8 protein-coding genes and 1 pseudogene are annotated in these 11869 nt (G+C 54.3%); 3 read left to right on the top strand and 6 right to left on the bottom strand.

The window, feature by feature from the left end; translation table 11 throughout:
- Positions 1–195: 195 nt before the first annotated feature.
- On the bottom strand, positions 196–1617 hold the full coding sequence (locus H6F43_RS07710) for an aspartate ammonia-lyase (protein ID WP_190342218.1): 1422 nt from the start codon (positions 1615–1617) through the stop codon (positions 196–198).
- Between the two features lie 208 nt (positions 1618–1825).
- On the opposite strand from H6F43_RS07710, the gene H6F43_RS07705 reads away from it, so the two are divergent.
- The 3 genes from H6F43_RS07705 (at position 1826) to H6F43_RS07695 (ending at position 5818) form a co-directional block, all read left to right on the top strand.
- A complete protein-coding gene (locus H6F43_RS07705) occupies positions 1826–2023 on the top strand; it encodes a hypothetical protein (RefSeq protein WP_190342217.1) in 198 nt (65 codons plus the stop codon).
- A gap of 162 nt (positions 2024–2185) precedes the next feature.
- Positions 2186–3415 (top strand): MFS transporter, encoded by a 1230-nt coding sequence (locus H6F43_RS07700; protein ID WP_190342216.1) that lies wholly within the window; start codon positions 2186–2188, stop codon positions 3413–3415.
- Positions 3416–3529: 114 nt separating this feature from the next.
- The gene (locus tag H6F43_RS07695) at positions 3530–5818 is read left to right on the top strand and encodes an ATP-binding protein (RefSeq protein WP_190342215.1); all 2289 of its coding nucleotides are present in this window, start codon (positions 3530–3532) and stop codon (positions 5816–5818) included.
- Positions 5819–5852: 34 nt separating this feature from the next.
- Here the strand turns inward: H6F43_RS07695 and H6F43_RS07690 are convergent, their stop codons facing one another.
- The 5 genes and pseudogenes from H6F43_RS07690 to H6F43_RS07670 all read right to left on the bottom strand — a co-directional run.
- Positions 5853–7418 (bottom strand): metallophosphoesterase, encoded by a 1566-nt coding sequence (locus H6F43_RS07690; protein ID WP_190342214.1) that lies wholly within the window; start codon positions 7416–7418, stop codon positions 5853–5855.
- Positions 7419–7527: 109 nt separating this feature from the next.
- Positions 7528–8448 (bottom strand): PHB depolymerase family esterase, encoded by a 921-nt coding sequence (locus tag H6F43_RS07685; protein ID WP_190342213.1) that lies wholly within the window; start codon positions 8446–8448, stop codon positions 7528–7530.
- Positions 8449–8537: 89 nt separating this feature from the next.
- On the bottom strand, positions 8538–10886 hold the full coding sequence (pcrA, locus tag H6F43_RS07680; protein ID WP_190342212.1) for a DNA helicase PcrA: 2349 nt from the start codon (positions 10884–10886) through the stop codon (positions 8538–8540).
- Between the two features lie 212 nt (positions 10887–11098).
- Positions 11099–11419: a hypothetical protein gene (locus tag H6F43_RS07675; protein WP_190342211.1), complete on the bottom strand. Its 321-nt coding sequence runs from the start codon at positions 11417–11419 to the stop codon at positions 11099–11101.
- 261 nt (positions 11420–11680) lie between these two features.
- A pseudogene (locus tag H6F43_RS07670) lies at positions 11681–11869 on the bottom strand (methionine adenosyltransferase domain-containing protein); the annotation flags it as partial.

The following is an 11869-nucleotide window of genomic DNA, read 5'->3' as shown; positions in this document are numbered from 1 at the left end:
CTAGTTCGTCCGCCCACACCATGACGTTACCGCCCGATAAATACTCTATGTATAGAGTGTGCCTCACTCGGACGACACAGATCACTCCCCCACACGGGTAATGTGTGTCACGCGACATGGCTAAGCTAGCGACCAAACGCGCTTAAAGGTGGTGGATGCAGGACGTTTCGGGAGAATTCGTTACATTACGTTTTTTTAATCTGTGCGACTAGGCGCGATCGGCATGGCGCTCATCTGGTCGAGATCGAGCACCTCTGCCAAAACGTCAGGCGTCATCAGTCCTCGCTGTACCACAATGTCTCGCAGCGACTGACCTGTTTCTAGCGACTCTTTGGCAACAGCAGCAGCATTCAGGTAGCCAATATGCGGATTCAACGCGGTCACAAGCGCGAGACTGCCCTCGGCATAGGCTAAGCAGCGATCGCGGTTTGCTGTAATTCCCTGAATGCAGCGCGTCGTCAGGGCGGCGATCGTATTGCCCAAAATTTCAATGCTGTGGATCAGATTATAGGCAATGAGCGGCATCATCACGTTGAGTTCAAGCTGTCCGGCTTGGGCAGCAAGGACGATCGCGCTGTCGTAGCCGATTACCTGAAAGCACACCATTGAGGTCATTTCTGCCATTACAGGATTGTATTTTCCAGGCATGATCGACGATCCGGGCTGCACGGGCGGCAGTTGAATTTCTTTCAAACCCGTTTTCGGTCCGGAGTCTAGCAGGCGCAAATCGTGAGAAATCTTTGCGCAGTCTTGTGCTAAATTTCGCATTGCACCCGACACATTGACAAAGGGTGCCATGCTCTGCATCGCTGCCATCAGATGCGGCGCGGATTGCAGCGGCTGACCGATCAGCTCTGACAAAATCTCAGCGACGCGGAAGCGGTACTGTGGATGGGTATTCAGTCCTGTTCCGGCGGCGCTTCCACCCAAGCCCAGACTCATCAAATCTTTAGCCGCAAACTGAATTCGCGATCGATGGTCGCTGAAAATCTGCGCCCATGCCCGAAAGGTTTCGCCCAGTCGCACGGGCACCGCGTCTTGCAGGTGCGTTCTACCCGATCGGATCACGTCCTGAAATTCGATCGCTTTGGCTTCTAGCGCGGTGATTGCGTCCTCCAATGCCGGAAACAGCGTCCGCTCCAGTGCCAGTAAGCCGCCGATCCGAATCGCGGTCGGGATGACATCGTTGGTGGACTGTCCGTAGTTAACGTGGTCGTTGGGGTTAACTCGCGCGTAGTTGCCTTTGCGATCGCCCAAGAGTTCCAGCGCCCGATTTGCCAGCACCTCATTGACGTTCATATGGTGCGACGTACCTGCACCCGCCTGATACACATCAACAACAAACTGATCTCGCAGTTTGCCGCTGAGAACTTCATCGGCGGCTTGAACGATCGCCTGACTCAGTTCCAACGAAATGCAGCCGAGTTCACCATTGGCGATCGCGGTTGCTTTTTTGATCAGCACACAGGCATCGACGTAAGTGGGTAGCGGCTTTAATCCACTAATTGGGAAGTTCTCAGTTGCGCGGAGGGTCTGAATGCCGTAGTAAACCGTGTCGGGAATGGATCGATCGCCCATCGAGTCTTTCTCGATGCGGTAAGCCTCTGAGTGGGTCATGATTCTGTGTTGTCTACGTGCTTCTACAGTTAGTTATTGTCTCGCGTGATCGCTCGTTGGGGGTGAGTTCGCTCGCTCGTGTGTAACCTTTTGTAAGCGTTCGCATCGAAATGATTAACCTTCGTTGCAATCCTAGCGGAGTATGCCGATCGACATGATACGTTCGTTTACGTTGGCTCACGATGCAGCGTTAAGAAAGGAGAACATCTTGAATTCGCGTTTTAATCAGTCGGTCAATCCGCTCCGGGAAGACTTCAGCGAGTATGTCGCCCACCTACAGCTTCACATGACGCTACAGGCTCGTAACCTTGTCCCCCCATTAACTCAAGCCATCGATAGTCGAGCGCAACTCCTTCAGCAGACTCAGGCGGACTTTGAGAAGCTTGTTTCTCGTCAAGTACTGTAGAGCGATTTAGCTCTCAGGTTTCTAACAGATTTTTGTCCATCGAATCGAAGCAGACCACTCTGCTTCGATTTTTTGTGTCGTTGGGCAGAGCTTGCGAGTGGAAAAATTGTTAAGGAATCTTCATCATAGATAAAGACCGTCAATCACACGAGGACGCGATCGTTGAACGTTTTCCGCACTCTTCCAACCGCCACACGCCGCAATCTGCTGGTTTTGCTGCTAACGGGCTTGCTGTTTTGGTCTAGCCTTGCTGCACTGTTGCCCACCCTGTCGCTGTACATCAAGCATGTCGGCGCAACAAACCATCAGGTCGGAATAGTCATGGGATCGTTCGCGATCGGGCTGCTGCTGTTTCGCCCTTGGGTCGGGCGATTAGCCGATGAGCGGGGACGCCGCGTGGTGCTGTTGATTGGTCTAGCGGCAGCGGCGATCGCGCCACTAGGCTATCTAGTCACGCAGTCCATCCCGCTGCTGATGGCAATCCGTGCCTTTCACGGGCTTAGTATTGCCGCCTTTGCAACTGCTTACAGCGCACTTGTCGTTGATCTGTCTCCGGCGCAGAATCGCGGAGAAATCATCGGGTACTTAAGTTTGGCGAGCCCGATCGGCATGGCGATCGGGCCGGCACTGGGTGGATATGTGCTGGAGTGGGCAGGCTACACGCCGCTGTTTTTGTTAGCGACGGGCTTGGGCGTGGCTGGAATTGGCTGTGCTGTCTGGGTTGTGGCTCCCGTGACGGAGTTTCAAGACGATCAGGGGCGCAAACCTTTCTGGTCAGTGATCACCAGTCCTCGCTTGCGGGTTCCAACCCTGCTGCTGCTGTTAGTTGGACTTGCCTTTGGCACCCTCAGCACGTTTGTGCCGCTCTACATTCAGGAATCGCGAGTCGATTTGAATGTGGGACTGTTTTACACCGCTGCCGCGATCGCCAGCTTCAGCGCCCGCTTGTTTTCGGGACGTGCCAGCGATCGCTATGGACGTGGACGGTTCATTACACTGGGTTTGCTAATCTACGCGCTGGCAATGCTGGCGCTGTGGACGGCAATGCACCGAGAGGTGTTTTTGTTGGCAGGGGCGCTTGAAGGATTGGGAATTGGCATTTTTATTCCAGCTTTGATCGCGCTGGTTGCCGATCGTTCGGAGGCATCAGAGCGTGGACGAGTGTTCAGCCTGTGTATGGCGGGGTTCGATTTGGGCATTGCGATCGCGGGACCTGCCTTAGGATTCTATGCAGATTGGGTCGGCTACCGGGGACTCTTCGGGCTGGCGTCTGGATTGACGTTTCTGGCACTGCTAATTTTTATTGTCCAGTCGAGCAAAGATGTGTCTCATTCGATTCGCTTTGCGCTAGGTGGTGGCAAGGATTGGTACGCGCTGCCGCAGCAGCAGTAAGCGTCCTAGTAGACCGAGGTACGGGATGCCAGTAGGACTACAATCGAGATAGTCTAACGTGCGCCATAGGCTGCACTATCCCAGACTGGCAGCCAGTTCACCCGGCTCGATTCAATGACGTATCGCATTCCCCAAGGTTGGAAGGTTTTGCTTCCAATTGGGTTTATCGCTTTAATTGCAGCCCACTTAACGGCGATCGTCTTTCGGATTCAGCCTACGGTTTCCCTGTGGTTTCCGCCTTCTGGCGTGGCAATTACTCTAGCGATATGGCTGGGACCCGTTGGGGTTCTTTTAACAGGTGTCGTTTCTACGCTGATGGCACCGCTGTGGGGAATCAGTCGCGGATGGCAGCAACTCATCGGTTGGAGCGATGCAACTGAACCCCTGATCACTTGGCTGCTGTATCGCTATCTGCTGCAACGATCGCCGATTCCAACCAGCCTTAACGATGCAGCATTTCTAATCTTCAGCGCCCCGATCGCGGGCTGTGCCACCTCTGCATTGGTGGGCAGCGTCATGCTGGCAATGCTCGGTCGGTTGCCGTGGGAAGCCATTTCCAGCAGTATTCCGTACTGGTGGCTTGGTAACGCGATCGGCACCATAACGATTATGCCTGTTGCCCTGCTGCTGTTGACTCCGGTTTTGCAGCGACGCGGCTGGATTAAATCAGATACAGAAGCTTCGCCGGAACTCGCTTCCAAAGGTGGAGCAGATGGCTCAGTGCGCGGTTTCTATTTCAATTTACGGATATGGGGAGAAATTTCCTTCCTGGTGGCATTAAGCGTCGGCACGGCAGCTCTTACGGTGTCTCAGGTGACTGGACGTGAATTCGTCTTTCAGCAATACGCCTTTCTCAACTACATTCCGATTATTTGGGCAGCAACTCGGTTTGGAGCCAAGGGTGGAACGCTAGTCGCGAGTCTTTGTGTCGTTTCCACCCTGATTAGCTACGTGCTGGTTCATCCAGATGCCCTAACCTTGTCACGCTTTCCGGTTGATTCTGAGGTGCTGCACGTCCATAAGCTGAGTTTGCTGGTGCAATGCGGGGTTGGGCTGCTGCTAGGAACTGCCGTAACCCAGCAGGCGATTACCCAGATATCGCTTGCGGTTGAGCGAGTCCGGCTGAAGGAATATCAGACCCGTGCAGAGCTATCCGATCGACTGGCGCAAATGAATTCGGCGCTAACGGCCTCTAATTCGGAAAAAGATAGCCTGCTTGTACAGGCGCGATCGTCTCGTGATGAAGCCGAAGCGGCTAATCGGCTCAAGGATGAGTTTCTTGCTGTGCTATCCCATGAGTTGCGTTCTCCGCTAAATCCGATTCTGGGCTGGTCTAAACTGCTGCAAACTCGTAAATTAGGCGAAGCCAGAACCGCAGAGGCATTGGCCGCGATCGAGCGCAATGCGGAATTGCAGGCGCAACTGATCGAGGATCTGCTCGACATCTCCCGGATTATGCGCGGCAAACTCGCCTTGAATCCGGCTCCAGTGAATTTAGCAACGGTGGTTTCTGCCGCGATTGAAACCGTTCGCATGGCTGCTGATGCGAAATCGGTTGCGATCGACGTAACGCTAGAACCAAATGCGGTTTGGGTGTCTGGCGATGCGGCGCGGTTGCAGCAGGTGCTGTGGAATCTGATTGCCAATGCCGTGAAATTCTCGTCGAACGGTGGACGAGTTGAGGTGGCTCTATCGCGGATAGACAATAGCGAGACGGTCGCCCCCGCCTGTGCCCAAATCACCGTTGCTGACACAGGCAAAGGCATTCACCCTGAATTTCTGCCGCATGTGTTTGACTATTTTCGGCAAGAGGATGGCTCGACGACGCGCAAGTTTGGTGGGCTAGGGTTGGGGCTAGCGATCGCGCGGCAAATTGTTGAGCTGCACGGCGGCTCAATTCAGGCAGCCAGTGCTGGAGAAGAACAGGGAGCGACGTTTACTGTTCGACTGCTGCTACTGACGGCTGACCATTCAAATCCGCCACCCAATGGTTTGCTGGCTGCGCCAGATCTAACAGATAATCTACCGCTAAAGGGAATTCGGGCGCTGGTGGTGGATGATGACGCCGACGCGCGCGAGCTATTGACGTTTTTGCTGGAATCGAGTGGCGCGATCGTGGCGGATGCTGCATCCGCAGAGAGCGCACTCGACGCGATCGAGCAGTTTGGACCAGAGATTCTCCTCAGCGATATTGGCATGCCGCACATGGACGGCTACGCCCTGATGCGAATAATTCGAGAGTCGGGACGATCGCTGCCTGCGATCGCCATCACTGCCTATGCTGGCGAGCTTGACCAGCAGCAGGCGCTCCGAGCAGGCTTTCAGCGTCATGTGGCAAAACCCATTGATGGGGATGCGGTGATTGCTTTAGTTGCCGAGTTAGTGGGGAGAGAAGAAACCTAGGGAAGAGACTGTGGGCGTTCTTCTCCACTCCCAGCTAAATCTCAAATGGCTCCAGTGCTCGATCGCTCCACTGTCGGTGATACCGCTCTGAGATAAACGGACGCACAACAAACTTGGGCGGCGATCCAGCTTTGACATCAATGCGGAGAAACGAGTACGGACGACGTTTGTGGACACCCTGCCCATTTCGCCCCACAAACAGCAGGGATTTTGCCACGGCACGGGCGCGATCGGGCTGTAGGCGATCGCTTGGCTCTGCCAGTTCTGGTCCTTCCTGCCGCTGGCGTCGTAGGCTGTAGCCGCTGCCGCCGCAAACAATCCAGTTGGTATTCGCGTCGGCGTGTCCGGTATCCAGAGTGCGGAGATACTCTAGGCAGTGCGCGTGTCCGTTAAGAACGAGATCGACGATCGGCTGCGGTCGCGGACCGATTTCCTTGGCAACGCGATCCAGGACATAGCGCAAGCGGTCACGTACGGCGAGGGTTTGCGCCTGATGCCATTTCGTGGCTTCGGTAACGTAGGGCGGATGATGGAAAAAGAGGACCCGTCCCCGCACGGACTCAGTGTTCCAAGACTGAATCAGCCGCTGCTGCAGCCACTCCAGCTGTTCTAAATCCGTCACGGTCGTTTCATCGGTAGCAAGCTGCTTGTCGATGTCCTTTTTAACTTCGCCGAGCTGCTCTAGCTTCGCCTTCATATCGTCGAGGCGCTCGGCGTCTTCAGGATTTTTGGAGTTGTATTTACTGGCGCTGTCGAGAAGCTGCATGCGCTCAGAGTCAATTTTCGATCGCTCTGCCTCCAGTCGCCGCCGCCGCACATCGCCCTCCGGCGTATTTGGCAGTGGGGCGGGCGCGTTGAAGGTATTGGAGTCGAGGGCAAAGAAATCGATCCCACCTACGCGGAAGCTGTAGTAGCGATTGGGTAGCCGAGTAAACTGTCCTGGTTGGTAGTTGAGGGCATATCCGGTGTCAGTTTGAGCGCCGTAATGCTGATTGAGGTGCTGCTGCAGCTCCGTCTGACTCAGCCCCATCAGGTAATCTAGAAACGCCTTGGCGTAGGCATTGCCCTGTTCTGATCCGCGCCAGCCAACATCAAAATCAAGCCGCGATTCCAGCAGATGGCGCAACGGCTGCGTCATCTGCGCGATCATGCTGTAGACCAGCGGTAAATCGTAGTAGTCGTGATTGCCAAGAACCGGGAGAAACGGCAGATTGAAAACCATCTGGTTGTACGCGATTCGCCTCGGTCGATCGCCCCCCACCAAAAATTCTCGATACGGCTCGATGAAGTTCTTGGGATAAAATTCGCTGGAGCCCGTCAGGTAAATGACATCGCCCGTGTGCAGAATGAAGCGGCAGGCATCGCGGTGAGACAGCATGAACTCAGCCACCCGCCGCTGCGGATTGTGTCCTCGATGAGGTCCTGACCCGCTATCACCGATTACCAGAAACGAGAAATCTGGACGATCGTCCTGCCCATCATCCAGCACCAAGCGGGTTTGATCAATTTGCCGCTGCGTTAGCAGAGAGTCTTGCCAGCGGACTCTCTGCTTCATTTTTTGGATTTTGGTCGCGATCGGCGGATCGATCACAAATTCCATACGTGTTACTCCCAGTCTCAGCCCTAGCTTAGCGTTGAATCACCCGCCTGAATCACCCGATGTATCGATTTTCACCCTCCAGCCGTCTGAGCCTTCCTCAGCACCAGTTCTATCGCAGCCTGTGCCGCTCGAAGAAGTTCCAAATCTCTTGGCTCCCATCGAGCAGTGAGGACGATCCCCCGCCGCCTCTGGGATAGACGTGCCCCGCTCCTTTAAGGGCAACCAGTTCTACTTCAGCGCCGCTGCGACAGTTTGAGTAGCGAGAGACTTCAATACGATCGCCCGCTAGTCGCTTGACCTGCGCTGAATCAGGGCAGGCATTGTGCTGCTTCCAAAGCTCGATCGTCTGCGGCACCGACAGCAGCGATCCATAGGGTAGATTGCCCCCCTGCCAGGGCACCTTATCGTCGCTGGTTCCATTGATCATTAGCATCGGCACCGGAGCCTGAGGACGGCAGCCCGCCTGCAACTGGCTGGGAAAGCTGGAAACAACTGAAGCAAAGGCAGCAATGTCTTTGGCTTGGTCGCAGGCTAATCGCTGCACCAAAAAGCCGCCATTTGAGACACCTGCCGCATAAATCCGCCGAGAATTGATCGCTCGTTCCTGCTTCAGATGCGCAATCAGGGCAGGCACAAATGCGACATCATCTACTCCGGTTAGCGCCTTGTGTAGTGGATTCCAGCGCCGCTCAATACCATCGGGATACACCACAAGAAATCCCTTTTGCTCAGCGATGTCATTCATGCCGCTTCCGGTTGCCAAATCTTTGCCCTGCGAACCGTAGCCGTGAAACGCTAGCACCAGCGGCAAGGGACGATCGCCCCGGTAGGATTTGGGCGTGTAGATTGAGTAGGTACGACGCTGTCCATCGTGAACGAGTTCACCGTCTGAAGCACCCAGCTTAACTGGCTGAGCCGCAGATGCGGCGTCTGACTGATGTGATGTACTCGCGTGTTGATTGCTCTGGCAGCTTGTCAGCAACCCGCCCAGCACTGACAACGCAGCTATTGTTCCCCAGCCAGTCTTCATGTTGAAGCATCCACTCTTTGCAGCAATCACTGAGAGCGTAATGAATGGTTACAAACCGGGAATCAATCTTTGGGCGGATTATAAATCGACTACTCGGTGCGCTGCACAGGCGTGATCTTGGGATCAATAATTTTCTGTCCCAACCCGGGAAACTTCACCGCTAAGCAAATCTTGTTGCCTGCTCCAAAAATATGAGTCACTTGCCCAGCACCATAGGCTTTGTGAACCACACGATCGCCCACACTCCAGTCATTCTCATGCGTATTTGGCAGCGAAGATATTTCTGAGGGGCGACGTTGGGCGATCGGCGTTGTCCAGCGCGTTGGGATCGCAGTTACTGTGTTGGTTTCCAGCAGATCTCTGGGCAGCTCGGTCAGAAACAGCGACGGACTTGCAGGCTCCCGCGACCCGTACAGGCGACGCTCCCGCGCATAGGAAATGAACAGCCGCTCTTGGGCACGAGTGATGCCGACATAGCAGAGGCGGCGTTCTTCCTCTAGCGCAGCGGCATCGTCAACGGAGCGATGGTTTGGAAACAAGCCCTGCTCCAAGCCCACCAGAAACACCACGGGAAACTCCAATCCCTTCGAAGAGTGCAGCGTCATCAGCGACACCTTCGTTTGAGCCGTCTCCAGATTATCCAAATCTGATGCAAGGGACGCATTCGCCAAAAACGCTACCAGGCTGGTGTCTTCGTTCTCTTCCTGGAATTGCAGCACGCCGTTGTAAAGTTCTTGGACGTTTTGCAGTCGGTTGTCTGCTTCGTCAGTGCCCTGCGATTTTAAATCCCGCACGTATCCAGAGTCATCTAAGACACCTTGAACGATCTCGTTTGCAGGGACCATGTCCAGCTGATCCCGGTAGCGCTGAATTAGGTCAACAAATGCCAACACCGATTTTGCCGATCGTCCCGCCAGAGTCTTGACGGAGGTTACATCGCAGAGAATCTCCCAGAGCGGCTGACCTAGCTCCTGAGACGCCTTCACTAGCGCATCGATCGTCGCTTTACCAATGCCTCGTCGCGGCGTGTTGATCACCCGCAGCAGACTAACGGTATCGGCAGGGTTGACGATCGCCCGCAGATAGCCCAGTACGTCTTTGATTTCTTTGCGATCGTAGAATCGCAAACCGCCGACAATCTGGTAAGGAATTCCCAGCCGCACCAAACTTTCTTCAAACGCGCGGGACTGCGCGTTGGTGCGGTAGAGAATGGCGAAATTGCCCCAGTGCAGCTCTGGAAACTGAGATTCCATGCGGCGGATTTGACCGACAACAAACTCCGCCTCGGCAATTTCGTCATCGGCGCGGTGGCAGACGATCGCCTCGCCACTGCTGCGCGTCGGCTTCAGCACCTTGTCGATGCGCTCGGTGTTGTTCTCAATTAACTGGTTGGCGAGCTGCAGAATATTTTCAGTGGAGCGGTAGTTTTCTTCCAGCTTCACCATCGTGCGCGTGTCGTCGTCCGGCAGGCGATCGCCAAAGTCCTGCTGGAAGTTCATCAAAATCGTAAAGTCCGCCATGCGGAACGAGTAGATCGACTGATCCGCATCACCCACCACGAAGATCGATCGATACTGCCAGTCCTCGAAGTTGCGGCTGCTGTCGCGGTTCGTTGCCAGCAAACACAGTAAGTCGTACTGCGTCCGGTTTGTGTCCTGATACTCGTCCACCAAGATATGCCGGAAGCGCTGATGCCAGTACGCCCGCACCTGCTCGTTCTGCCGCAGGAGCTGCACGGGGACTAAAATCAAGTCGTCAAAGTCCAGCGCATTGTTCGTCGCCAGCGCATCCTGATACATGCTGTAAACGTTGGAGATGACGCGACCCCGGTAGTTGGGTTGCTCTCGCTCCATGTCCTGCGGCGACAAACCTTGATTCTTGGCGTTGCTAATGGCGTAGCGAACCGATCGCGGGTCAAATTTTTTGTCGTCCAGGTTTAGCCGATTGGTCACGATGTCCTTAATCAGGCTTTGGGCATCGGACTCGTCAAAAATCGAAAAGTTGCGGGTCCACTTGCGCCCGTGCTCGTCCTGGAATTTTTCAATATCGAAGCGCAAAATCCGGGAGCAGAGCGAGTGGAACGTTCCAATCCACAAGTCTTTCGTAATTGTTCTGTAGACGTGGGACTTCAGCCGCGTCTGCTCATGGGACGCCAGCAGTTCTAGCGGCTTGCCGTACTGAGTTTGCGCTTGGCGATCGGCGAATAGCTTCTCGATCCGCTCTTTCATTTCTTTGGCAGCTTTGTTCGTGAAGGTAACTGCCAGAATGTTTTCGGGATCGACGCGATGGGTCAGAACAAGGTTGGCAATGCGATAAGTGAGGGCGCGAGTTTTACCCGACCCTGCACCTGCGATTACCAGTAGCGGACCGCAGTAGTGCTCGACTGCCTGACGCTGAGACGGATTAAGATGGCTGAGAAATTCAGTCGTTTGAGTCATGAAGCGATGGGAACTGTGCACAAGAGCAGCCTGCTCCATGATTTAGGGTATCGCATCTCGCCAGGATTCTGTCACGATTTCAGCTTCGGTTTACCGTCTGCTGCGAGACGGGTAGTAAATAGGTGATGGGTAATAGGCAGATGTGCCATTCTTCAGACTGCAAAAGAATCAAAGCTTTTAGAATTCGAGTTGCACATCGCGTTGATTTATGCTTATCTGCGATCATTGGCGTACCACTGAGACCAAGCGATGCCGCCTCCCCAAATTGCCCCGGTTAATTGTCCTAGTAGCCAGATAACGAAAGTTGTAATTGCTGCACCAAAATCGGGAACGGGCATATCCCAAGCAGGCTCTCTTGGCAGAACTGATGGAAGACAGGCAAGCGCTAAAAATGCTGTTCCACCCACCATTACGCCATAAAATACGCCCAGTAGAATAATGCCGCCAGCTTTCCCTGAGCGTTGCTCGATCGCAATTATGGCTCCTGAAATTCCCCCAACTACAATCCCAACTACGCTTTGAAGAACTATCACAGCTAGCAAAAGACCATAGCTAATGTCATAGGTAAGCTTTGGTACTACAAGCAGAAAAGCAGTACTTATTATCCCGATGCCGAAACTGACTCGGATTTGCCACACTCTATCTTGCATCTGACGAGCTATTTCTGATCGCACCCTCACCAATAACTTAAAGCAGTTCAAATTCTCTTAAAGAGAAGATCCGCTCACCAGCAATGAAGGTAATAGGCAATAGGCACGCAGGCAAACCTATTACCCATTACCCTCCCGGTCCCCCTAACGCTTCACCGAGAGCGATTCCGACAGTGCTTCCCGCAGCACCGCAGCTTTGTTGGTTTGCTCCCAAGGCAGGTCTAGATCCGTACGTCCAAAGTGTCCGTAGGCGGCTACGTCTTGATAGAAGCGACCACCGCGCTCAGCAGACAGCTTTTGCAGATTGAACGTCTGGATAATTCCAGCGGGACG

The sequence above is a fragment of the Leptolyngbya sp. FACHB-36 genome, assembly GCF_014695955.1.
GTDB lineage: Bacteria > Cyanobacteriota > Cyanobacteriia > Leptolyngbyales > Leptolyngbyaceae > FACHB-36.
Note: the sequence above shows the minus strand (reverse complement) of the source record. Positions and strands in the feature narration are given on the sequence as shown.

Bases quoted from the DNA above. Each gene is read 5' to 3' on its own strand.
- H6F43_RS07685 (WP_190342213.1), bottom strand. From the start codon at position 8,448: ATGAAGACTGGCTGGGGAACAATAGCTGCGTTGTCAGTGCTGGGCGGG.
- H6F43_RS07710 (WP_190342218.1), bottom strand. From the start codon at position 1,617: ATGACCCACTCAGAGGCTTACCGCATCGAGAAAGACTCGATGGGCGAT.
- H6F43_RS07690 (WP_190342214.1), bottom strand. From the start codon at position 7,418: ATGGAATTTGTGATCGATCCGCCGATCGCGACCAAAATCCAAAAAATG.
- pcrA (WP_190342212.1), bottom strand. From the start codon at position 10,886: ATGACTCAAACGACTGAATTTCTCAGCCATCTTAATCCGTCTCAGCGT.
- H6F43_RS07695 (WP_190342215.1), top strand. From the start codon at position 3,530: ATGACGTATCGCATTCCCCAAGGTTGGAAGGTTTTGCTTCCAATTGGG.